The sequence below is a fragment of the uncultured Paraglaciecola sp. genome (assembly GCF_937123705.1).
Taxonomy (GTDB): domain Bacteria; phylum Pseudomonadota; class Gammaproteobacteria; order Enterobacterales; family Alteromonadaceae; genus Paraglaciecola.
In genome coordinates, this window is record NZ_CAKZKO010000023.1 from 1 (window position 1) to 25,041 (window position 25,041).

The 25,041-nt window shown below is 41.1% G+C and carries 14 protein-coding genes and 1 pseudogene; 5 read left to right on the forward strand and 10 right to left on the reverse strand.

All coding sequences use genetic code 11. The annotated features are described in order from the left end of the window. Window positions 1-129 precede the first annotated feature (129 nt). The 6 genes and pseudogenes from Q0688_RS03415 to Q0688_RS03440 form a co-directional block, all read right to left on the reverse strand. Window positions 130-876, reverse strand: coding sequence for a ribonuclease H (locus tag Q0688_RS03415; RefSeq protein ID WP_299073195.1), 747 nt, complete (start codon window positions 874-876; stop codon window positions 130-132). A gap of 77 nt (window positions 877-953) precedes the next feature. Continuing rightward, a pseudogene (gene recA / locus Q0688_RS03420) lies at window positions 954-1,955 on the reverse strand (recombinase RecA); the annotation flags it as partial. Between the two features lie 140 nt (window positions 1,956-2,095). Beyond that, entirely contained in the window at window positions 2,096-2,581 is a 486-nt protein-coding gene (locus tag Q0688_RS03425; RefSeq protein ID WP_299073196.1) for a CinA family protein, read from the reverse strand. A 67-nt stretch (window positions 2,582-2,648) separates the two neighbouring features. Beyond that, window positions 2,649-4,385 (reverse strand): hypothetical protein, encoded by a 1,737-nt coding sequence (locus tag Q0688_RS03430; RefSeq protein ID WP_299073198.1) that lies wholly within the window; start codon window positions 4,383-4,385, stop codon window positions 2,649-2,651. Window positions 4,386-4,796: 411 nt separating this feature from the next. Next, entirely contained in the window at window positions 4,797-8,678 is a 3,882-nt protein-coding gene (locus tag Q0688_RS03435; protein ID WP_299073200.1) for a translocation/assembly module TamB domain-containing protein, read from the reverse strand. Beyond that, on the reverse strand, window positions 8,675-10,393 hold the full coding sequence (locus tag Q0688_RS03440; RefSeq protein WP_299073202.1) for an autotransporter assembly complex family protein: 1,719 nt from the start codon (window positions 10,391-10,393) through the stop codon (window positions 8,675-8,677). Before Q0688_RS03440 ends, Q0688_RS03435 begins: the two co-directional genes overlap by 4 nt. A gap of 295 nt (window positions 10,394-10,688) precedes the next feature. On the opposite strand from Q0688_RS03440, the gene mutS reads away from it, so the two are divergent. The 5 genes from mutS (at window position 10,689) to Q0688_RS03465 (ending at window position 17,598) form a co-directional block, all read left to right on the forward strand. Beyond that, window positions 10,689-13,271 carry a DNA mismatch repair protein MutS gene (mutS, locus tag Q0688_RS03445; RefSeq protein WP_299073205.1) on the forward strand — a complete coding sequence of 861 codons (2,583 nt, stop codon included), beginning with the start codon at window positions 10,689-10,691 and terminating at the stop codon, window positions 13,269-13,271. Window positions 13,272-13,310: 39 nt separating this feature from the next. Further along, window positions 13,311-13,697, forward strand: coding sequence for an MAPEG family protein (locus Q0688_RS03450; protein ID WP_299073207.1), 387 nt, complete (start codon window positions 13,311-13,313; stop codon window positions 13,695-13,697). A 228-nt stretch (window positions 13,698-13,925) separates the two neighbouring features. Then, window positions 13,926-15,557, forward strand: a complete 1,632-nt coding sequence (locus Q0688_RS03455) for a CTP synthase (protein ID WP_299073209.1) — start codon at window positions 13,926-13,928, stop codon at window positions 15,555-15,557. Window positions 15,558-15,572: 15 nt separating this feature from the next. Next, window positions 15,573-16,865, forward strand: coding sequence for a phosphopyruvate hydratase (eno, locus tag Q0688_RS03460; RefSeq protein WP_299073211.1), 1,293 nt, complete (start codon window positions 15,573-15,575; stop codon window positions 16,863-16,865). 88 nt (window positions 16,866-16,953) lie between these two features. Continuing rightward, complete coding sequence (locus Q0688_RS03465) at window positions 16,954-17,598, forward strand: hypothetical protein (RefSeq protein ID WP_299073213.1); 645 nt, start codon at window positions 16,954-16,956, stop codon at window positions 17,596-17,598. Window positions 17,599-18,365: 767 nt separating this feature from the next. On the opposite strand, the gene Q0688_RS03470 is transcribed toward Q0688_RS03465, so the two are convergent. The 4 genes from Q0688_RS03470 to Q0688_RS03485 all read right to left on the reverse strand — a co-directional run bounded on the left by Q0688_RS03470 (window position 18,366) and on the right by Q0688_RS03485 (window position 25,041). After that, window positions 18,366-18,926, reverse strand: coding sequence for a hypothetical protein (locus tag Q0688_RS03470; protein WP_299073215.1), 561 nt, complete (start codon window positions 18,924-18,926; stop codon window positions 18,366-18,368). Between the two features lie 87 nt (window positions 18,927-19,013). Next, window positions 19,014-19,457: a DUF2059 domain-containing protein gene (locus Q0688_RS03475; RefSeq protein ID WP_299073216.1), complete on the reverse strand. Its 444-nt coding sequence runs from the start codon at window positions 19,455-19,457 to the stop codon at window positions 19,014-19,016. Between the two features lie 86 nt (window positions 19,458-19,543). Then, window positions 19,544-23,746, reverse strand: coding sequence for a carboxypeptidase-like regulatory domain-containing protein (locus Q0688_RS03480; RefSeq protein WP_299073218.1), 4,203 nt, complete (start codon window positions 23,744-23,746; stop codon window positions 19,544-19,546). 1,040 nt (window positions 23,747-24,786) lie between these two features. Beyond that, a complete protein-coding gene (locus Q0688_RS03485; protein ID WP_299073220.1) occupies window positions 24,787-25,041 on the reverse strand; it encodes a DUF2442 domain-containing protein in 255 nt (84 codons plus the stop codon).

Below are 25,041 nucleotides of genomic sequence, written 5' to 3' on the forward strand. Positions count from 1 at the left end.
AGATGAAGATTACGGATTTGTTTCCACTGGTGGCGGAGCAATGCTTGATTTCTTAGTCCAAGGAACACTTGCCGGTATTGATGTGGTAATTGATTAAATAAAAAGTAGCACATGTATATGTACTACTTTTTATTTACCTCCCGTATTATACCCCCACTCATTGAGGATCTCTTTTTCATGCTCAAGAGAAATAGCTTTTTTAAACTTTGCTTTTTTACCTTTTACACGAGCCTCTGTTTCTGACCAGGTATTGTGACGTTCCAGTGCCCCATCAACAACAGAAAGGTAGCTGTATGCTTTAGCCTTGCTGTGTGATTTCTTTTTCATTGCTTCATCATCAACTTCTACTTTAAAGATATTTTTAACACTATATCCATCATAGTTTCCTCTGTAGAGTTCTACGTCTTTTCCTTCAGCAAACCAGCGTGCAATATCATCCACTCGTTCGTTCCCAGCAATTCCAACGTGGCCTGGTACGTGATTCCATGTAATGCTATCAGCCCCTCGTTCTTCAACTAAAGAATAGAGCGTTTCCCAATGAAAGCGGTTCTTAAGTTCTTCTCCGTCTTTCTTGGCCCAGTTATTTTTCTTCCAGCCATACATCCATTTAGTAGCTCCATTAATTGCATATGAAGAGTCAGTAAGAATGTGAACCGGCTGTTGGTTGTTAACCGCATAGGTGAGAGCTGCAACAATTGCCCCTAACTCCATTTCGTTGTTAGTGGTAACTGCTTTTGATCCTCCAAGCTCAATGACCTCTCCTAGTTTTGATGATACAAGAACTGCCCCGTATCCGCCTGGACCTGGGTTACCAAGCGAAGAGCCATCGGTAAAAATAAGGAGTGAATTTTCAATAGTATTTTGACTTATCTTCATGCAAACATCGTAACATACTGGTGGATATATGATATAAAAAACAACCACTATTTGTGGTCGTCTTCTTTCATTGCTTTTCGAACTTCTTTTTCAAGTTGTTTCATTGTCTTATTTTCACTTTCTAGTTTCTTGCGTGCAGCGTCGTATCCTCTCCCTAGTTTAATCTCCTCTTCTCCTTCAAGCTTGCTGGGGTCAGCAGGGAGGTAGCTATATGAAGCACCGGCTTTTTCAACCATCTTATGGGTTACACCTAAATCAATCAGCTCACCATGGCTGTTGATCCCTTCACCATACATGATTTGGAATTCAGCTTGTTTGAAAGGAGGTGAAATTTTGTTTTTAACCACTTTCACGCGGGTTTCATTACCTACTATTTCATCACCGGCTTTAACGGCCCCCGTGCGGCGAATATCTAGACGTACCGAAGCATAAAACTTCAATGCATTACCACCAGTAGTGGTTTCTGGTGAGCCAAACATCACTCCAATCTTCATACGGATTTGGTTAATAAAAATCAACATAGTGTTTGATTGTTTTAAGTTACCCGTTAACTTACGCATGGCTTGGCTCATCATTCTGGCTGCCAGTCCCATGTGAGAATCACCAATATCCCCTTCAATCTCAGCTTTAGGTGTTAGCGCCGCAACCGAGTCGACTACTATCACATCCACCGCACCAGAGCGGGTTAACATGTCACAAATCTCTAGCGCTTGCTCGCCGGTATCGGGCTGAGAAACCAAAAGTTCGTTTACATCTACACCAAGTTTTTCTGCATAGATAGGATCAAGCGCATGCTCGGCATCGATAAATGCACATACCTTACCGTTACGCTGCGCTTCGGCAATCACTTCTAAGGTTAAGGTGGTTTTACCGCTAGACTCTGGACCATAAATCTCAACAATACGGCCTAAAGGCAAGCCGCCTGCGCCAAGGGCTACATCTAAACCCAGAGAGCCCGTTGAAATAGTCTCAACGTCCATAGTTTTATTATCGCCCAACTTCATGATAGAGCCTTTACCGAATTGTTTTTCAATTTGGCCTAAGGCGGCGCTTAACGCTCTGTTTTTGTTGTCATCCATCAGAATGTCCTTTGTGATTGTCTCGCATGAAGTGATTCACTTCATTGCTATTTGATATACAGTAGTTGCTTTGAAGTATACTGTATGGTTATACAGTTACAAGAAAAAATTGAAATTATTTGTCGCGCTATTAAAGTTGTTTATTTTGACAGCAACTTTAAAGTATTTGATAAAGCAAACTCAATGGCTTGCAATCTTATCCCATGTCGATCACCACTAAACAGATGTTTTTGGCTGATTTTTTCTCCTTGAACAAAAAATCCAAACCAAACGGTACCCACAGGCTTGTCGAGCGTACCACCACCTGGGCCAGCTACACCACTGATGGCAATTGCCACCTCAGCATTTGCCTTCCTTGCCGCGCCAACCGCCATTGCTTCAACGGTAGCCGCCGATACCGCACCATAATCAATTAGTGTTTGCTCAGAAACACCTAATAGGGATTGTTTGGCGTCATTCGAGTAGGTGATAAAACCTTCTCTAAACCAAGCAGAGCTGCCAGCAGTAGTTGTAATAGCGAACCCTACTCCTCCTCCCGTGCATGATTCAGCACAAGAAATTTGCCAACCTTTAGCCAAAAGTTCATGTCCTAACTGCTGTGCTAACTGGCTAATATTTTCATTCAATGGTTTTAAATCCTTATGATTTTTTCTGGCATAAACACCAAGGCAGCCACTGTTACAAGCATTTGCACTAATACCTGTTTTCTAAGAAGTGGGCATATTCCAATAATCGTTTATCCAACTTGATTAAATGAGGATTATCACAAGAAGAAAATATAATATCGCTATGAATAGCTGATGTTACGGCTCGTAAAGACGGTCTCTCTAGTCCGTACTCTTTTTCAGCTTCTTTAGTGTATTTCGAGTTTTGATAACCTACATCGACTTGAGCAAACATCCCAGCTGAATCGCTTGACAGGTTTAGCCCAGTTTTTTCAAGACTCGCAGCCCAAGCTGGGGAGACATAGTATTTTTCAGTTGTTGAAGAATCAAAACTTTTTTTAGTGTATCCCCATCTATTTCTTATCTCTGTAACACTATTAAATTGGTAAGTTAGATCAACTGCATCATCGCCTAAACAGCCTTTGGCGTTAAGACTATAATCCATTAAATAACTCATAATAATAAAAGGCATCATAGACATTCTATTTATTTGGCGGCGCATATCGCTAATTTTTTGACCTTTGAAAACCTTCCATAAGAATTGATGAGCTGCGTTTGCCTCATTTTCTAAGGTTCGTACTAAAGGCTCTGCAAACAAAGCATCTAAGGTAATTAGTTGCCCAAAGTCACCATAATATATTGCGCTTAAATATTCACATGCTCCTTTGCTATTAATAAAGGGGTTCTGAGCTTTTTTCCCAGCACTTTCACAATAGTATCGATAATCATTTCGTTGTGTTTCTTCAGGGTGCCAGTTAAATGCATGATGCAAAAACTTACGCATAGTAACTATTTGCGGTACTAAAAAGGAATGACTCGCTTGCGTTATATATGCAGCTGTTGGATTAGCACTCAATTGATATGAATCCAGTGGGGCATAGCCATACTCAGTAAAATAGGCGTTTCTAGTGTCTATGTCGGCGTCAGTCGCAAATTTTTCCAATAAAAATTTTATATCCATAAAAAGGTTATCGGTTGAGCGGTTTGGGTCAGATATACCAATTATTGGTTCTAACCAAGCGGTATAAGGAATAGGTACACATTGAAAACCATTGTTCGAAATAGGGCAATAGTTATGCGCAACAACAAAGCTCTCTACAAGATCATTAACATCGACTCCTAACAACTCCCCTCTCATTCCCCTAAGAGTATCGTGCGGCGCTAATTCTTTTGGTTTTGACTGATATAAACTATCGCTGTTGTTTGATTTGTTAGTGGGTCGTACATATAAATTGGATTTAGATGAAAATGATTTATCCACCAAAGCAGTTAATGCCTGTTGAGATGGCTGAGAAAGTAATTTGTGCTGACGACTTAATTGAACGCATTGCTTTATATATTTTTCCTGAATAACTTCGATATTTGGTGTGGCTAACACATGATTATTTTGCTCCATTTGTAATAAAGTGTCGGTAGCGGCAACAGCATTAGCACAGGCCAATGTACATTCAGTATTGTTAGCAGAGTGGCATACTTTTTGTTGCTTGTTAATTGGCTTAATCCACTGATAACTCGGCGAATTTTCGCGTGTTAAAGTAGTAGAACTAGAGCTCAACTGCAATTCTCTGTGGGTATCAGTTTCGGCTAACACGTACACCATGGAAGATTTTGCATCAGCTGTTGAATAAAACAAATCTTCGCCATTAAACAATAAGTGGGTAAATACTTCAGAGGTACGGCTTATTTCAGGGGACATAGTTGTAAATAGCGTGCATCCTGAATAGTCGACTCTGTATGCAGATAAGGCTTTTTTATACTCAGCCATGTCTCCTTTTTGAACGGCATTTTTTACAGTATTTGCATGGGCACTTAATTTTCCGCACTTGGGCAAACATAACTTCTCTAACCCTTTTTGACATTTTTTAGGGACAATACTACTCAGTTGTATAAATTCCTGAAGATAAGCTTTCGAATCGACACTTTTGGCTGTATTTTGAACGGATGCTGAAGAAACTGCAGAAAAAACAACAAAAAATATAAAGAAACACTTTGATTTAATCACCGTACTTATCGCTGACATATGACATCCTTACTAATAACGCTCTACAGGTTCTAAATAAATTACCAAGATAATAAAATGCAAGCAAATAAAAGCCCTATATACCATTCTCCATAAATAAATGACCACTCAGAAAATGGCAGTTACACAGAAACTGTTACTGGCTCCAGTTAAGGTTTATTCTTCTTTAACTTTTTTATTTTGACTGCCTTCGACGCTAAATTGGTAATAGATATCTATGGCATTACTTACGCCACTGACTGCTTCTAAGTAAAGTTTGGGTATTAATTGATAGCGAACAGCAACTTCTGAAATTGAATCAAAGACTCCGACGCCATATCTTAACTGTACGCCTGGAGCCAAGGTACCACTAAGGGAGAGCTGGGTTGCATCACCCTGCCCCGAGGTTTCAATTGTCACATCGTCAAAACCAATCTTATTGCCCACTTTACTAATAAGATTTTCACTTTTACCTAAACCTAATGACAATAAAGCATTTGTTAATACGGTATCTTGACTATCCCCGCTTGATTCCCCTAAACCGCGACCTGTTAGCATATAAGCCAACACTTGCTGTTGTTCCATTACCGGCTCAGAAAACACACTGACGTTAGGACTTTGGACTTCTCCTTCGACTTTTAGTCCAGCTATAACGCCATCAGCAGTTAAATCAGGATCGCGAATTGCTTCAATATTTAGGTAAGGTCTATCTATTACATTGGTAAATATAAGATCACCCTCTCGAATAAGGAGATTTTGCCCGTAAGCTTTGTAACGACCATTGATCAGAGCAATTTCTCCACTACCAAAAATCTCATTGCTATTATTTTTTAATTTAAGGTTACCTCTTAAATCAGTTGTTAGTCCAAAGGCATCTAATTTCACCTGACCATTTCTCGATGGATCGACTTTTAGTAAAACATTGAGTGCTATTCGTTGAGGTATTGCATCTAACGGCGTTTGATTTTCAACTAAAATCACATCTTTAGAAGGTGAAATTGTATCCTTAGGTAACTCTTGTACTTTTATTCGGGCATAAGGAATAGTTATGTCACCGTTTAATTCTAAATTATTCGGCTCAAAACTAATGTCGATATTGGGGCTTACTTTGGCCTTAATGGTATTCTGATAATCAAATTCTAAAGCTTCGCCAGTAATTTGTAGGTTTCCTTTTAAGGTGGGAGTCCAAGTTAGGCTTCCTTGCAACTTGCCAACTCCATTTCCTAATTGATATGAGCCATCAAACTCAGCGCCTTCTCCAGCTAATACTACATTTTGTTCTACCGCACTTAACGAAACGGGTAACGATTCGTCTTTAATCGCACCATTAATAAGATTTAAATCCCCAGTTAACATTGGTGCGCTAAATGAACCGGAAACCTTCCCTTGGCCATTTATGATCCCCTGCAACACCTCCATTTTAGGAGCAAGAGCCTTAAAAGCTTGCAAATTTAAACGATTTATTAAAAAATCGCCTTCAATTGGTCTATCGAAGGGATCAGAATATCCCCCAGCCAGCCCCTGCATTGTAGCTTTTACACTCCCAATTTTACTTCCCGACAAATTAATTTCAGCTAAGGTTCGTTCAGGCGTAAGTTGCAAGTTAAATAGGGTTTCGTCTAATTCCAAATTAAGATTACTTTTACCTGTTATATCCCAAACACCAGGGCTCAAACTAGCTTGTAGTTTGGCATTGGGTAACTCGTCTAAATCCCATTCTCCTGACGTTTTTAAATTTAATCGGCTTTTGGTTTTTATTTTAGGGATACTGGGTAACGAGCGATGAACCACAGATAACACATCAAACTCTTTAAGAGATAAATCCCACTCGGCAACATTTTGCTGTAATTTTGCTCGGTTAATACACAACTCGTTATTTCCGTGCTCCCAGCAATGCGGCGCTATTGCATACAAATTGTTTACCCAATCAGCTTTAATATTAAATGGTTGTTGCAAGGATAAATTAGCATACGAAGATTTAATCTCCCCTGATAACCACTCGCCGTTCCAAGAAGTTTGAGCGAATTGTCCTTGAATACTTAAATTAACACTTGTACTTTGACCTGTTGTAACGATAGACAATTGGTGTTTGTCAGCATGACCTTTTAACGATAGTTTGGCATTTTCAATTTGATTGTTGTTTCCCTGCAAACCAGATAACTCCAGCTCTAGGTCAATAGGTTTTTGATCATTCCATTTAAGGTTTCCTGTGCCTAAGGCATTTTTAACAAATACCTGCCATATTGATAAATCATTGCCCGCAAACTCATAATTGAATTCAGGTTGTTTAGTGTTTCCCGTTAAGCTTCCTTGCAACTTAATTGAACCGCCAAATTGCGGAATAGTGTTAGCTATATCGGGTGCAATTAATTCATATTCGATATCAAACTGATTATGCTTAGAAATGCCACCATGTATTAAAAACTGATTATCGGCATTTTTTAAGGTTAAAGAACTAAGGTTTAGGCCTTGTTGTTGGTGATAATCGATAACACCATTTATGGTTAATGGATAGTTTTGCCAATGCCCATTGATATCCAGCTTTGATATTTTTCCTTTCAAAATACCATTGTCATTCTCAATTAGTGACGCTACCTCACCATTAATATCTGCTTGCCACGCTGGCCAATGAACACTTGGATCAATACCACTAATAGCTGTATTGCCATTCCATTCAATTGACTCGGTGAATTTCAAGTGACCTTTACTTAACACCTTACCACCTAAAGTGTTTATTAAGAGCTTATCAAGCTCTAGCCTTTTATTTTGAGAGGTTGCGATTGCATTTGCAGCAATATTCAATGTTGAATAAGGGAAGTTTTTACCCGCCAAACTCGTGTCTATTGCGATTTTGAGGTTTTCTAAATCGCCGCTAACTTCCATTGTACCAATATCTGAATTCACTTCGGGCGAGCCTAAAGGCCATGACAATTTATGCCAATTAATTTTCCCTTTAATGGGTAACAACGGATTAGAAGGTTGCACCACAATATCTAAAACTAAGGTTAATGGGTCATCTTCAGAATTATCTAATTGCGTGTTTATAGATGCAGTATTTTCAGTCACTTTTGCTTGAAGCGATAATGAATTGATATCTCCTTCAGAGCTAACCAAAATCTTAGCAGGAAGCTTTTCAACCCAATTAGTGTCCGCTTCAATAACCAATTCATGTTTTAAGGTTCCGTCTAGCAATAGACTGGCAGTTGCTAGAATTTGCCCTTGGGGGGCCTCTACAACCAATTCTCGCAATATTACTTTTTGGTTGTTGCCTGAAGCTTTCAAGTTAACTTTGTTAAGTGTAAGTTCTTCTTTACTTGCCAGTTTCACACTTATTTCATTCATATCAAAAGCCAGCATTTCGAAATGAAGAGGCAGGTGAAATGGTACTTTTCTGATTGGTTGGTATTCCCATTTGGAAAAGTTAAATGGTTCTGAAAACCGCGAAGCGTTCTGCTCATCAGCCTCTAGAGTACGAACAGCTAACTGATTTAATTGCATTTCCTCTATTCTAAGAGTTTTATGAAAATCCAATTTCCCTGTTAATTTTTGCCAGGTTAAATGAGCTGTATCTTTGATGTTTAGCGCAAATTCATTTACTTCAATATATTGGATTGAAACCGGTATGGGTAAGGTTAAAATAGCAGTGGTTGGTTGATCTTGACCAGATGATTTTGGTTGAGCAACTTCAACTGTCGTTTTGTCCGTGCGTATAGATTCTATACAAACTTCAAAGCTCAACAAACATGCTGGGGTAATCGATAATCTAAGATTATTTATATTAATTTTTGCGTCAGATTGTTGCCACGTTACAGAGGACAAATTCAAAGCCGAAAGCAAACTACCACTTTGGTATCTTATTGATAGTTGTTCATATAATTTATCAGTCAGATTTAAGGTTGCCTTTGTACCCCATGGAGTCAGAATCGCACCAATCAATAAACTAAAAGTGATACTAAAAATGCACAAAACTCGGAAGATTTTAATAAAAAGTGTACCCAATGAACTTCTAACTCTTGATTGAGGAGCAGTGTTTTCTTCTTTAGCGGGATCGACACTCATAACGATGGCCCCATCGAAAAATGGAAAAACCGCGTACTTCCATAGTCACTTTTGCCTTTGGCTAAATAAAATCGAATTGGACCAATTGGAGAATTCCAAATTGCCCCAAGACCAATTCCAACAGCTAGGTCATTGAAAGGTTTTTCAGTCGCATTACCGGCGTCTACAAAAGCAGCAGCTCGCCAATTTTCTGATACAGGATAGGAATACTCGACACTAGCTACTGCCAAGTATTGGCCACCGATGAGTTCCTTTTCACCATCTGAATCAATTTCAAAAGGTGATAATGTTTTGTAGTCGAATCCGCGTATGCTTTGATCTCCCCCTGTGAAAAAACGTAAACTTGAAGGCACTTTGGCAAATTCGTCAGTAATAATCCCCCCGATTTCAGCTCGCCATAAAAAACGGTGTTGTTCGATACTTCTCACCCATTTAGAAGCAGCCGTCACTCTGAACATATCAATATCAGAGAACAACGAACCGGAAGAAAACTCTGTCGTTAGGGTTTGTTTGTCACCCCAGTTTATATCTAACCCGCCCCGGCTTCGTAGTCGACTCAAAGTGAATCCTGGGGTCAATAACTGGGTTGTTTGCTTTGGCTCTAGACCTTGGGTGAAAGTTTCTTGCTCAACTCTAATAAATGCCGAGCGCTGCCAATCCGAATGTTCAATAGTCCAATGACGCGTAGCAGAGATTGACCATTTTTGACTACTCGTATCATTTTCATTTTGAGCTTGAAATCCACCTTGAAAACTCAAAAAGTTTTGTATGGCATCCTCTAGGGGCACTTTGTAATCTAAAGATACAAACTGTTCTGGAGAAGAGACAAACACTTCGGCTCCAATAGAATGGCCATTTTTATTAACCCAGGGACGTTTCCATTTTCCAGTAAAACGCGGGCCCACATCAGATGACACGCCAATTCCAACATCGAAATTATCTCTCGGTTTATGAGTTAAAATAACCTCTATAGGAACCGCAGCCTGTTTAGCCTCAGAGACTAAGGGCCGTACAACCACGTGACGAAAATATTGAGTTTGCTTAAGCTTTTGGTTGAGCAACCCTAGTTTGCGCGCTTCGTAATAATCGCCCGTTTTAAAAGGCAATAAACCCTGAATTAACGCTATGGTCCGGTCATCTTTGCCTAGTCTTAAACTCGCAAACTTGTATCGCTCACCGCTATCTACATGCAAGGTAATGTCGGCGACATTGAGAGTTTCAAATACTTCTATTTTGCTTTTCTCAAATTTAAAATCAAAGTAACCTCTTGATAAAGCGATGCTTTGAAGTTGTTTTTTTAAATCTTCGTAATCTAAATGTTCTAAAGGTTTTCCTTCTTTTAGGTTACTCGATTTTATTGAGTCTTGAATTTTTTTATCTTGCGCGGCTTGCCCTATAACTTCTATCGACAACTCTCTAATTAGTGTTATTGGGCCTAAGTCAATTTTTAACAGCCAATTTTTACGAGGTGATAAAGTACCATTTTCTGTATTAATCGAACCCTCTATACTTACAGTAGCATGGTAGTAACCAAAAACTTGAGTAGCGGACTGCACCCTTTCTTGTACATCGTCTTGATATTGCACCAATTGCAACGGCATCGTAGGTATCGGAAGGCTTTCAATGTGCAATTTAATATTTTTTAAAACCTTTTCATTTTTGACACCTTCAATTTCAAACGCAGCGGCTTGAGCTGTATTTAATATAATTATCAAAAAAGGAAGTAAAAAAAATGTTTGTACACAGGGCCTAGCAGTTACCACAACGTCTCTCTTCTAACTCAGTTGTTCTAAAATGAATTACTGGTTCTATTTTTCTATCCCAAGTATTATTCGTATCATAATGTGAATAATGTAGGTTTTGAGATCTCAGAATAAGTATAACAAAATCCTACACTTATTTTTGTAGTCCCATGTTATTCCAATTAATAACACAAGTTTCCAGAAAGTTACACAAGCACATTTAAGCTAATAAAAACAACAATTTATAAATATGAGATGCCCGTAAACCATGACCTCAACATCACAACACACCCCTATGATGCAACAATACCTGAAGATAAAAGCAGAGCATGCAAATGTATTGCTGTTTTATCGTATGGGTGATTTTTACGAGCTGTTTTTTGATGATGCCAAAAAGGCTTCTGAATTGTTGGATATTTCATTGACCGCTAGAGGCAAGTCCGGTGGCAATGCTATTCCAATGGCTGGTGTACCTTATCATGCGGTAGAGGGTTACTTGGCGCGTTTGGTTAGAATGGGGCAATCGGTAGCCATAGTAGAACAGGTGGGCGATCCGGCAACCAGCAAAGGGCCGGTCGAAAGGAAAGTACAGCGAATAGTCACCCCAGGCACTGTCTCAGACGAAGCTTTATTAGAAGATAAACAAGACAATATTTTGGCCGCAGTGGTGAGCGTGAAACAACACAATAACCAGCAGTTTGGTTATGCCACTTTAGATGTCACCTCAGGCCGCTTTACTTTGTGCGAGCCAAAAGATAGTGATGCCCTTGCAGCTGAGATTCAGCGTACTGATCCGGCTGAGCTACTTTACCCAGAAGATTTTGCATTCTTGCATATTATCGAACAACGCAAAGGCCTAAGACGTCGTCCTCAGTGGGAGTTTGATTTTGATACGGCTAACAAGCAATTAAACCAACAATTTGGCACCAAAGAACTTAGCGGTTTTGGGGTAACAACCAACAAAACAGGCATTTGCGCAGCCGGTTGCGTGATACAATATGTAAAAGACACGCAAAGAAGCGCCCTGCCCCATATTCGCAGCATAGTGCTTGAAACAGAATCAGCCACGGTTTTAATGGATGCCGCCACTAGGCGTAACTTAGAACTCACCCAGAATCTGTCAGGCGGTAAAGAACATACCCTCGCTAGCGTATTAGACAACACCTCTACTCCTATGGGTAGCCGTTTATTGCAACGCTGGTTACATCGCCCACTCACCGATATTACTCTACTAAAACAGCGCCAGCTCAATATAAAATCATTGCTTAATAGTGATTACCCTCAGTTACAAACTTACCTTAAACAAGTGGGCGACATGCAGAGAGTTTTGGCACGTTTAGCGCTGCGTTCTGCTAGGCCCAGAGATTTTGCTCGCCTCAGGCAAGCCTTTATGTTGTTACCCGACATCCAAGGTTTTGTCACTGACCAATCGGCAGAGTCGGCCAACACTGGTTTAATGCAATTGGCCAACCAAATCAGTCAGTTTCCAAGCTTTGCCGATTTACTCAACAAGGCCATTGAAGACGCGCCCCCTGTACTAATACGCGATGGAGGTGTTATCAAAGCGGGTTACAACGAAGAGCTGGACGAATTAAGGGCCTTATCAAAAGGGGCCACCGATTATTTAGATGAGCTGGAACAACGGGAAAAAGACCGCACCGGCATTGCCACCTTAAAAGTGGGATACAACCGAGTACATGGCTATTTTATCGAAGTCAGCCGTAGTTATGCCGACCAAGTACCCGCAGATTATGTACGCAGGCAAACCCTCAAAAATAACGAACGCTACATCATTCAGGAATTAAAAGAGCACGAAGACAAAGTGCTCACCAGCCAAAGTAAATCCTTAGCGCTAGAAAAACGTTTATATGATGAGTTGTTTGATATTTTATTGCCTGAACTAGCCAGTTTAATGCAAAGTGCTGATGCGGTAGCCGAACTTGATGTACTGACTAACTTAGCCGAACGCGCCGAAACGTTGAACTACCATTGCCCAGAGTTAAGCGAGCAAAGCGGCATTCACTTTGGTCAAGGTCGTCACCCTGTGGTCGAACATGTAATGAAGACCCCTTTTATCGCCAATCCCATTGCAGTGAATCCACACAGGCGCATGTTAGTGATCACCGGCCCTAACATGGGCGGTAAATCCACTTATATGCGGCAAACAGCCTTAATAGTGCTTATGGCTTATATTGGTAGTTTTATTCCCGCCGAAAATGCCCAAATTGGCCCAATTGACCGCATTTTTACGCGAATTGGTGCATCTGATGATTTGGCATCGGGGCGCTCTACTTTTATGGTGGAAATGACCGAAACTGCCAACATCCTTAATAACGCCAGCGCCAATAGCTTAGTACTAATGGATGAAATAGGCCGCGGCACTAGCACCTACGATGGTTTGTCATTGGCTTGGGCCTGTGCGGAATATCTAGCCACTAAAATACAATCCTATACTTTATTTGCCACCCACTACTTTGAGCTCACTCAACTGGCCGAAGACATGCCAGAGCTGGCCAATGTGCATCTTGATGCAGTAGAGCACCAAGAAGCCATACGTTTTATGCATGCCGTTCAAGAAGGTGCTGCTAACAAAAGTTACGGTTTACAAGTGGCACAACTCGCTGGTGTGCCCAGAAGTGTTATCCAGCGGGCAAAAAGAAAACTAGCCGAGCTTGAAAACCAACCAACACCAAGCAACCAAACACTCCCAAGACAAGAGCAGCAACTCGACTTATTAAACGCGGTAGATGATTTGCGTCTTAGCTTGAAACAAATCAATCCAGACGATCTTAGCCCTAAACAAGCCTTAGAATGCTTATATCAACTAAAAACCTTGGCTGCAGAAGAATAAAAACATTAAATCACAAAATCACATAAAGAGAGAATTACTATGGAATTACCCGCAATTGTTAGCATTTTAGCGTTGTTAGAATATATGTTTTTTGGCTTTAGAGTTGGCTTTAGCAGAGTAAAATATAATGTTATTGCCCCTGCCGTTTCGGGCAATCCCACATGGGAAAGAATGTATCGCGTCCAACAAAACACCCTAGAGCAATTAATCATATTTTTACCGGCTTTGTGGATTTTTGCCCATTTTGTCAACCCCGCAGTCGGTGCTGCGATTGGTGTTTTATTTTTAGTCGGTCGACCTATTTATTATGTCAGTTATGTTAAAAACCCACGCACCCGCGCCTTAGGTTTTCTATTAGGCTTTTTTGCCAACGTCGCTTTAGCGCTAGGTAGCCTAGGCGGCGCAATGTACAACCTGTTAGCATAGAAAAATCAATGGGGTCAAAATCAATGGGGTCAGAGCAATTTGAAAATCAACTTGCTCTGACCCCATTGATCATACCTTTTATTTTTTATTAATCTTTGTTTGATTTGGCAATTTTGCGTATACTACTGCGCCGTCTGGTCGTGATTTTCAGCTGCGCTTTTTTAGCCTGAATATTTACGCCAAATATACACAGCCTATTCAATTCCAACATCTTTATTTAGGGTTCTCATGACTAATTATATTTTCGTGACAGGTGGTGTGGTTTCATCACTTGGAAAAGGTATTGCCGCAGCGTCGCTTGCCGCGATTCTAGAAGCGAGGGGCTTGAACGTCACAATGCTCAAACTTGACCCTTATATTAACGTTGATCCCGGCACAATGAGCCCCATTCAGCATGGTGAAGTATTTGTTACTGATGATGGTGCCGAGACCGACTTAGACTTAGGTCACTACGAACGTTTTATTCGTACCCGCATGACCAAACGTAATAACTTTACTACTGGTCGAGTATACGAAGAAGTGCTTAAACGTGAGCGCCGTGGTGATTATTTAGGTGCCACCATTCAGGTTATCCCCCATATCACCAATGAAATTAAGCGCCGCATTATTGCTGGTGCCGAAGGTGTAGATGTGGCGATAGTAGAAGTGGGTGGTACAGTGGGCGATATTGAATCACAACCTTTCATTGAAGCTATTCGCCAACTAGGTGTTGAAGTAGGCCGTAATCGCGCCATGTTTATGCACCTCACCTTAGTGCCTTATTTAGCGGCATCGGGCGAAGTAAAAACCAAACCCACCCAGCATTCTGTAAAAGAACTACGCTCTGTGGGTGTACAACCCGATATATTAGTATGCCGCTCAGAAGTGCCTTTGCCGTCGAACGAACGTCAAAAAATAGCATTGTTTACTAATGTTATTGATAAAGCCGTTATCTCACTTCGAGATGCCGACAGCATTTACAAAATCCCCGCTATGCTTAAAGCACAGGGTATGGACGAGCTTGTGGTTGAACGTTTTGGTTTAGAATGCCCAGAAGCTGACTTAACAGAATGGGAGCAAGTGCTGTACGCAGAGTCTAACCCAACAGGCGAAGTGACCATTGGCATGGTAGGCAAATATGTTGAATTGCCCGATGCCTATAAATCCGTTAACGAAGCCCTTAAACACGCAGGCCTAAAAAACCGCTTAACGGTGAATATTAAGTTTGTGGACTCCCAAGATATCGAAAGCAAAGGCGAGCAAATACTCCACGGACTGGATGCTATTCTAGTACCAGGCGGCTTTGGCGAGCGTGGTATCGAAGGTAAAATTACCGCGGCCAAATATGCCCGCGAAAACCAAGTACCTTACTTAGGCATTTGTTTAGGTATGCAAGTGGCTATCATCGAGTATGCCCGTAACGTTGCAGGCATGGAAAACGCCAATAGCACCGAATTTGATCCTGAATCCCCCTTCCCTGTTGTGGGACTAATAACCGAATGGCTAGACGCCGCAGGTGCCACAGAATCTCGTAGTGAAAGCTCAGATTTAGGCGGCACTATGCGTTTAGGCAGTCAATTGTGTCATTTATTACCGGACAGCAAAGTGCACGAAATGTATGGCGAAAGTGAAATATATGAGCGCCACAGACACAGATATGAAGTGAACAATAATCTACGGGATAAAATCGAAGCCGCAGGATTAAAAGTCACCGGTTTGTCTACCGACAAACGTTTGGTAGAAGTGATTGAAATCCCTGAACACCCGTGGTTTGTAGCCGGCCAATTTCACCCTGAATTTAACTCCACCCCTCGCGACGGGCACCCACTCTTTACAGGGTTTGTAAAAGCCGCAGGCGAATATTTTAAAAATCACAATTAATTTAAGGCAAAAACTATGTCAAAGATCAGCAAAATTATCGCCCGTGAAATCATGGACTCACGTGGCAACCCCACAGTAGAAGCCGATGTATATCTAGAATCTGGTGCTATGGGCCGAGCGGCTGCGCCATCTGGTGCATCTACCGGCTCCCGAGAAGCCTTAGAATTACGTGACGGCGACAAAAGTCGTTACCTTGGTAAAGGCGTACTAAAAGCCGTAGCTGCTATCAACAACGATATTCAAAGCGCGCTTTTAGGCCAAGACGCAACTGATCAAGCAGCACTAGATAACATCATGATCGATTTAGACGGCACCGAAAACAAAGAAAAATTTGGTGCCAATGCTATTTTAGCGGTATCACTTGCCGCAGCTAAAGCGGCAGCGATTTATAAAAATATTCCACTGTACCAACATATCTCAGAATTAAATGGCACAGCCGGTATATACAGCATGCCCGTACCTATGATGAACATCATCAATGGCGGCGAACACGCCGACAACAACGTTGATATTCAAGAATTTATGGTGCAACCAGTAGGGGCCAAAAGTTTTAAAGAAGCACTACGCATGGGCGCCGAGATTTTCCATAGCTTGAAAAAAGTACTCAACGCCAAAGGTCTAAACACCGCAGTGGGCGACGAAGGCGGCTTTGCGCCAGATCTTGGTTCAAATGAAGAAGCTCTAACTGTGATCATCGAAGCCGTTGAAAAAGCCGGTTATGTAATGGATAAAGACGTCACCCTAGCCATGGACTGCGCCGCCTCAGAGTTTTATGTTGACGGCAAATACGATCTTAAAGGCGAAGGTAAAGTGTTTGATTCGGAAGGTTTTGGTGACTTCTTAGCTGACTTGGCAAACAAGTATCCTATCATTTCTATCGAAGATGGTCTTGACGAAAGCGACTGGGATGGCTGGGCCAGTTTAACCAAAAAAATTGGTGACAAAGTACAATTAGTTGGCGACGACTTATTTGTAACCAATACCAAAATCCTAAAGCGTGGCATCGACAACGGTATTGGTAATTCAATTCTAATTAAATTTAACCAAATCGGATCGCTAACCGAAACCCTAGAAGCCATACGTATGGCTCAAGCAGCGGGCTTTACCGTTGTGATCTCTCACCGCAGCGGTGAAACCGAAGACGCCACTATTGCCGATTTGGCTGTTGGCACAGCGGCAGGTCAAATTAAAACCGGCTCTTTGTGCCGATCTGATCGCGTAGCTAAGTACAATCAATTGTTACGTATCGAACAAGAGCTAGGCACCGATGTGACATACCAGGGCCGTAGTGAAATTAAAGGTCAATAATAACACTGCAAATTTACTCGTTTAGGGTATAAAATGGTCAGTCAACGCTGGCCATTTTTATTTTAAGCAGTATCTAAAAAAGCAATCCATGCACATTTCAAACTCCCAACAGGTAGATATTTTTTCTGACGATCAACGTCAGCTGCATTATGCTGAACTATGTAATGCCCTGTACGAGCGTGAACTTGCTAGCTTATCCCAACAAAAACTGGCCGATATTAGCCTACTGCAACGGAAAATAGCCGGCCTAAGGCACCATGTAAAACGGGCAGCATACAGTCTTTTACAACACCAGTCGCCATTACAAGTGGACGTACACAACGCCAGTTGGCAAGCCAAACAAGCTGCAAAATGTATGGCAAATAACTACGCACCTGAAAAAACACAAGCTTGGTTTACCCACCATACCCAGATTGGTTGCACAATCGCCATTCACGTTAAGCAACTTGGCAGTGAACATATAGAACTAGACTCGATAGATAGAATTGAAATACACAACCACAAGGTACACACCAATAAATTCGGCTGGTTTACCCTTGATGGTGAATTTGCCGAACAAGATGTCAAACAAACAGATGTCCTTAACCTAAGGCTACTCAAACCCACTAAGGCTATATTCACTGCAGCCTGCTGTGGCCACCGCTGGGATCACAAAAGCAAAGGCCAACAGCGCGCGCTGTCACTGCGCGAATTACTGCTTTCACTTTCTATTAACTGGAAAACCTACCGCTAAGAATCAAATGGCCCCACGTCGTTTCCGAATGCTGATATCGGAAACCCTGCGCCTTACCTCCTTAAAGGCACTAGATCTCCGCATGCGCGAAGATGACACGCCATCAAATGTGAGCGAAATTGATTTGCAAAAAAAAAAGACCTGACCTCAGTGGTTTGAAAAGCACAACGCAACACCCTAGTTGTCCGTCGTTTCCGAATTCTGTTATCGGAAAGCCAGCGCCTTACCGCATTAAAGACACTGGACACCCCATGAGTGAGCATTGCAAGCCATGTAATGTGCTTGAAAAAATAAGGCAAAACACAAGACCTGACCCCAGCTGTTTGTGCTCTCCGTGGTTAAAATTCTCTTGCTTTTAAAAGCAAACTGCCAGAAAACCAAAACACAAGACCTAGCTCAAGTTGTTAGCAATTATCCGTCGTTTCCGAATGCTCTTATCGGAAACCCAGCGCCTTATCGTATTAAAGACATTGGATACCCCATGAGTGAGCATGGCAAGCCATGTAATGTGCTTGAAAAAATAAGGCAAAACACAAAACCTGACCCCACATGTTTTGACCCCACATGTTTCAAGACCTGACCCCACATGTTTTGACCCCACATGTTTGCTCTCTCTCTATCAACTGGAAAACTTACCGCTAGAAAAACTAACTCACCACAGAGATCACGGAGGAAAAAAAATAGAATAATTAGATCAAAAAGATCTCTTCTCTGTGATCTCTGTGCCCTCTGTGGTTCAATCTTTTTGGCTTTCTAGAGCTGGTTAATTAGTTTACTTCACCTTGGTATTTTCTGGCCCAAGCGCTGTAGTTTATTTCGGGAAGCTCGCAGTCTACGTTTTGGAATTTCCATTGTACTAAGTCATCTGCTAGTTTTTCGCCAAAATCCCAGTTTACTGTGCATTTTGGAAATTTTTTCTCGTCTGATGATTCGGTGATGGTAAAGCTATAACCGGTTTCATAGAGTTGGTATTTACCTTTTGCTAATACCTTAGTTTGTATTGCTTCACTTTTAAGGTTAAAGCAATCTGTGGTGCAACCCTCGGCTGCGATACTAGTTACTTCCAGAGCAGTAAGCTCTCCATCAGCCATATGCCAAATAGCGGCATCTATTGTTTGGCAGCTATCTTCAGCTAAAGTCACGGCTGCTACTTTATCGTTGCAGAATCCCCAAAAACCTTCTTGTGATATTCCATTACTAGCCTCTGCACCTCTAAATGCTTCGACTTTAGCTTTGCCAGTTGTTGAAGTTTGTTCTTCAACTGTGTTTTCTGTACAGCCCATTAACGAGCTCAATACTAATAGTCCTAAAGGAATGATTTTTTTCACGATAACTCCATAATTTTGGTTAAGTTTAATTCTGTAAGTTTTTAAAATACATAATCTATATATGATGCAAAGCGTCCATTTCAAGGGCTATTTTTTGGCACCTTTGCTTTTAGTTAAGTATGTATCAAGCTCAGGCAAATTTTTGTAGATAAGCTGGCCTGCCACTGTTGCGCTCATGGTTGACATTTTTGGCGCTGTTGTTAAAAACTTTTTACCTGTGTCTGTTTTATAAAAAGCCACTAAGTCTTTAAATTCTGCTTCAGTAAATATTTGTTTATAACGAGCAGCAAGAAACTTTTCATATTCACCGCTTGCCAATACCGTATTTAGCCAAATATCCACCTGTTTTTGTTGGTTTTTATAGCTAGGCTGTTTTTCGAGTATGCGCTTTTTAAGTTGCTTCTTGTAATTGTCCATGAGCACTTCATTAGTAAACAACTCAACAAATTGTAAACTATAAGGCTTATGTTCAGTAGCTGCAGCATTTAACGATGTAATAGCAAGCACTAAAAGAAATATTAGGTTTTTCATCTGTACCTTTTAATCCTCAAAATAAAAAAGGGCCTTGCGGCCCTTTTATGGTTTATTCAATACTAATTCAAATTGTAAAACTCAAATTAGAAAGAACGTCTAACATCTTGTGATTGCTCTTCACCGTTAGTACCTTCCAGAGTACTTTCGATTTGACCAAAACGAATGTCAATATCATCTACGTTGTTGGTATTAACATTACCACCAAGTACTAACGGGTCAACTGCTGCACCATTTCTAAGAACAGTAGTAGGTGTAATTTTAATAAAACTATACCCAGTTGACTGTTGGAAAGCGTTTCCAGCAATAACCGCATTAATAGTTAACACTGTACCATCAGCATTGAAGGATGCTGCTGTACCTGCTGCCCAATCAACATCATTATTATCATAAAGAGCAAGTAATGCTGCACGACCAGCCGCTGCGTTAGCATGAGTAGTACTGTTCACAAACTCTTCTACAGATACCGTGCCATCATTGTTACCGGGAAGCCCTGTATCAGCATTAGCTATATCAAGCTGCAAATCTGCTTGTAAAGTAAGGGTATTAACAATACGGAAATGCGATGCAATTTCTGTTAAATCCCAACCATCAATAACATTAGAAGGAGCACCACCTAACGCTCTCCAGCCATCTTCTGCACCGACGTTAGCTAAATCAGCCCCCACATACTCAAATGGTGCAGCATTATTACTCATGCTAATTGGATTTGTTGCCGTAATAGTGATAGTAAACGCACCATCCACACCGGCAATACCATCTTCATCTAATGGACCAAACTGTACTTCAACACCAAATGGTACGATAGTATCAGTGGCTAAGTACATTGGAATATCAGCAAGTGCTAAACGATAGTCGTTAGTCGCTGAATCTGCATCTTCTTGCGAATCGATAACACCATTATTGGCAACACCTGTTACACCGGCATCGGTATAAAGACCGTGGTAATCATTCCAGCTATTTCCACGAGCATCATCAACCGATCCCCATGCTAATAGAGCGTGATTTAGGTCATCACCACCCACTTCTTCAGGGAATGAGAACACACCTGTAACAGTTTCATTCTCAGGGTTACCATTAAAGGTAGCTACACCATCTATATCAGCAACAGTTTGCTGTGGAGCTGCAATTGTTCCTGAGTTAGAGAAAGCAGCACGAGGTGGTAAATTAACACCAGACCATGTAAGTACTGTGTTATCAGCCGAAGCTACTGCAGTTGTCACATTTAATGTAGCTGCTACTACACCAGTATCCGGATCAATTACTTCAAGAGCACCACCACCTGTTGTTGTAACCGCTTCGTTAAAGGTAACCACAAATTCTGTTGCTGTTAACTCTGCTCTTGTAACAAAAGGAGGAATTGCATCAGCAATGACTACTAATGAATCAGATAAAGCAACGTTATCGTTGACTGTATCCAAAACTGCACCTGTATAGTCAATAACAGCGTCGTGATCTAAGTTAGCAAGACCAACTACGTCATTGGTAGTCATTTGGATAATACCGTGAGTAAGATAAGTATGATAACCATCTTGATCCGCGTCATTGGCAATATAATCTTCATTACGAAGACCATTATTTGCAACAAAACCAGTTAAGGTTGTATTCGCAGCGGCATTATCTAACATAAAGTCAACTGTTTCACCTGCGTTTAGGTCAACATTCTCAGAGAAAGCAACACCCACATCAGCTGAAACTGCAGCCCAGTTCGCAAAAGCATTTACATCGTATACGAAGTTTGTAGTTGATGTTACATATGGCGCAGGTGTATCTTCATCATTTAATGTATTACCGTCAACTAAGGTACCAAACACATCGAAGCGGTTATTGAAGTTAGCATCGTCATCTCCAGCTACATCTTCAGCGAATAAACGCGGTGTAACATAAAGAATTGGTGAACCTTCTGAACCCGAAGTACCCGCTTCTGATAATTCACCACCGTTAGCATAACCTGCATCGGCGGCAACAGCGTTTACATAATCAGCACCAAAAGTATCTGCATAGTTATAACTGTCTTGAATGACCGTTGTAGGCGCTACTTTATCTTCTAAAGTAACTGTAATTGGCGTACCAATAATGTTAAATGCTGCAGTAGGCGTAATAGTAACTTTTGCACCATGCTTAGTATTAGGAACAACCACACTCCATTCACCAGCTCCAGAAGATGCAACACCTTTACTAGAAATGATAGAAATAGCATCATTTAGGTCGCCAGTAATTACGGCGGTGTTATCAACAATAGTTTGGGCACTAATTGGGTTTTTGCGATCCCAAAGTTCTTGCAATACATCTTCAGTAGGGCCATGTTGACCGTTAAGGTTAGAGATTGTAGCAGTACCGCCGTTATCCCAGAAAACACCTACGGCATCAATATCGTCATCAGCAGCAACAACTTGCTTAACTAGCTGCTCACCTTCAATTGTTCCAGGGTTAGTGATTGGTGGAATATAAGTACATAGACGGGTTCTTACGTATTCAGTTTTGAACGCAGACGCGTTGATAGTATCTGAAGAAAGACTTCCGAATTCGCTAGAACCAGTAGGCACTGCAGGAATTGCAGGAACTGCAGCAACTGCAGCTGCAGCATCAAGACCGCCTATTAAAGTAATCGATTGTGCAAAACCAGCAGTAAGATCAGTCGCAGCCACGCCATTTATTTGGAAGTCAAATAATGCTGAAGCAGCAGGATCTGCATTTAAAGCAGTAACAACATCATTAAGTGTGTGAGGTATAGTTGAATCGAACGTAACCTGAACACCTGTGGCTGTTAGAGTCACTGCTATAGGACCAGCCACATCTACTACATTCAAAGTTAAGCCATTACCAGCAACACCTACAGTATCAGCCGTCACAGATAAACTGGTAACAATATCAAGTCCGACATCCTGACTTGCAGCAGCAGCTACAACAGCAGGAACAGCAGGAACAGCAGGAACAGCTTGTGTGTTGCCAGCTGCATCAACAACTAAATCATCATTGCCAGGATTTACTTCAGTCTCACCCGAATCTGGGTCACCGGTAACAATACGATTAGCTGATGCATCTTCATATTGATGACGTGGCATCCAAATAGAGAACTTAGTTTTTTCTGGAAGCGCAGCAGCTAAGGTTACTGTCATTGACAAACCATCATCAGCCACAATAACCGAATCAACTGTTTCTACCTTTTCGCCAGCGCCAACATTATTGAAATTAACCTGTGAAGTAACAATAACAGCATCTACATCGATAGCGTCAACATTTAGCGCTTCGTTAAAGCGAATAACGATACCTTGTGTACCGTCTACACCTTCAGATAATACATTCCATTGGAAGCCTTCACTGGTGTTTTCGCTAATTGTGCTACCCACTGATGAAATATGAGGAGCGATTGTATCAGATGAAGTGATTGCACAAACTTGTATATCGCCAAGATTTTCAACAACACCTTCACGAGTAGTATCAACAGCAACGCCAGTCAATTCAGTTGCAGTACCAGCATCAACAACAGATGTATAACCTTCAACAGTCAGGGTTAAAGAAGAATCAATTGGAAGAGAGTCAAAACTAAACATCCCGTTTTCATCTGTCATAACAGTAGTAACTGGAATTCCAATAGTCACGCCACCATTTACATCCGTGTCATCACCAGGGTTAGTATTTGTAGCAGCTAAGCCAGCATAATCAGCCGCCACTTTAACACCAGCTGGCAAAGCCGCTCCAGTATAACAATTACGTAACACACCAGTTACTGCAGCAGAAAACATTGGTAATTTTGCAGTGTCTGCTTGCGCTAAGAAACCGTCAAACCAAGTTGTTTGTTCGCCAGCGTTATTTACATCTCCAGCACCATCATTACTACCGTTATTGCCAGAATCAACTTGAATATCTTCAGCAATCACTTTTACGATAGCGCTTGCATAGCCATCTGGGCCAGTAATTGTGATATTATAACCATTACTTTCGATATCAACGTCATTACCTTCATCGGCGTTCACACCGTCAACACCTGGAGCAGGTACATTAGTGAAATAATAATAACCACTGGCATCAGTTTCTACAGTTTGACCAGCCAAAGAAACCATAGCGCCCATGATTGCGCCACCATTAGTATCTAAAACTGTACCTTGTACAGAACCAGTACCGGCTACATGTTCAACAGTATTATCGACTGCTTCAACCACTGTATCAGAGACGGAATTAGTAGTACTACCCGCATCGCCCTCAGAGTCGCCACATGCTGCTAGACCTAAACTTAGGACTACCGCAAGTGCTACTTTAGATTTATAAAATTGAGTTGTATTAACCATTATTATAGTGTTCCTATTTATTAAAAAATATTATTTGAGTACGTACATGCTAAGCATATTTGTACATTTTAATCCTGTTTTTCGGTTTGCAACATTATCATGTTTTACGGGCAAACAATATATCATCATATATATGATGACAAATAACATTTACCGTAGAAACACTTATTCATAGTTAAAACCTATAACAATCCGTGTTGGGTTCTGCATCAAACAAAATTTAGGCCTACATATAGATAACTATATGAGGTCAAAAGAAATTGTATAATGAGTGCATCGCCGCCGTCAAGTAACTAAATTAAATTCGCTGTATACATTTTATTAAACGTATCCAGCGAATTACATAGGTTATAGCACATAGCAAAGTTTAAATAACAGATTTTGTACACAATTTGTAATCAGCTTGTGCAAATTGTAACTGTATTGCATACAAAGCGGGAAAATAATGAACCGGCAGCACTTGTAAAGGTCAGAACAAAGTTAAAAAACCGCTATCAGAACAAAATTAATGCGCAGAACCCTTTTTAAAAGGGAATAAGGAAGCGACTATTATTGATGTAAATCAAGCAATCGACACCTAGCAAGCACATACCCACCAAAGTTATAACATACCTATTACTCACTATTATTCCTCTGCAGCGCAGCTGCTCTGTGATGAATATGCTTTTAAAAACTAAAAGAAGTTGGATCACAGAGAGCACAGAGAAAAGCAATTAAAATCTTCACCATCTTGTCCTCTGTGAAGCGCAGCGCTCTGTATTCTCTGTGGTAATAAGCTTTAAAAGCAAAAGAGGTTTGAACCACCGAGGACACAGAGAGCACAGAGAAAAGCAATTAAAGTCTTAACCATCTTGTCCTCTGTGAAGCGCGGCGCTCTGTGGTGAATATGCTTTTCAATTTCAAGCACATTACAGGGTTTGTCATCCTCGCCCATGCGGGGATCCAGTGGCTTTGAAGCGTAAAGGCGCTGGGTTTCCGATAGCAGCACTCGGAAATGACGTGTAGTTGCGAGAGTAACTGGGGTCAAGTCTTGCGTTTTGTTACTGTAGGTTGGCTTGTTGTTTATTATGCAACTCTTTAACAAACTCTGGGGCTAAATCTGCACCGTTAGGCCACACAATAGTTTCCAGTTCAGGATCAACTGAAACCTTTGAGAATATATTGATATTTTTGAGAGGTTGAAAAATCGGGCCAATTAGCGACTTTTCAAGATTGACCTCGCCTGCAGTGCCATCGTCAAACGAGACCCAAATTTTATAGTTTGAAATATGTTTTGCAGATTTTATGTGAAGCAT

What these genes read in the sequence shown, in the direction of transcription:
- Q0688_RS03415 (WP_299073195.1), bottom strand. Translation starts at nt 876, where the DNA reads ATGAAGATAAGTCAAAATACTATTGAAAATTCACTCCTTATTTTTACC.
- Q0688_RS03450 (WP_299073207.1), top strand. Translation starts at nt 13,311, where the DNA reads ATGGAATTACCCGCAATTGTTAGCATTTTAGCGTTGTTAGAATATATG.
- Q0688_RS03475 (WP_299073216.1), bottom strand. Translation starts at nt 19,457, where the DNA reads ATGAAAAACCTAATATTTCTTTTAGTGCTTGCTATTACATCGTTAAAT.
- Q0688_RS03435 (WP_299073200.1), bottom strand. Translation starts at nt 8,678, where the DNA reads ATGAGTGTCGATCCCGCTAAAGAAGAAAACACTGCTCCTCAATCAAGA.
- Q0688_RS03430 (WP_299073198.1), bottom strand. Translation starts at nt 4,385, where the DNA reads ATGGCTGAGTATAAAAAAGCCTTATCTGCATACAGAGTCGACTATTCA.
- mutS (WP_299073205.1), top strand. Translation starts at nt 10,689, where the DNA reads ATGACCTCAACATCACAACACACCCCTATGATGCAACAATACCTGAAG.
- Q0688_RS03455 (WP_299073209.1), top strand. Translation starts at nt 13,926, where the DNA reads ATGACTAATTATATTTTCGTGACAGGTGGTGTGGTTTCATCACTTGGA.
- Q0688_RS03480 (WP_299073218.1), bottom strand. Translation starts at nt 23,746, where the DNA reads ATGGTTAATACAACTCAATTTTATAAATCTAAAGTAGCACTTGCGGTA.
- eno (WP_299073211.1), top strand. Translation starts at nt 15,573, where the DNA reads ATGTCAAAGATCAGCAAAATTATCGCCCGTGAAATCATGGACTCACGT.
- Q0688_RS03485 (WP_299073220.1), bottom strand. Translation starts at nt 25,041, where the DNA reads ATGCTTCACATAAAATCTGCAAAACATATTTCAAACTATAAAATTTGG.
- Q0688_RS03465 (WP_299073213.1), top strand. Translation starts at nt 16,954, where the DNA reads ATGCACATTTCAAACTCCCAACAGGTAGATATTTTTTCTGACGATCAA.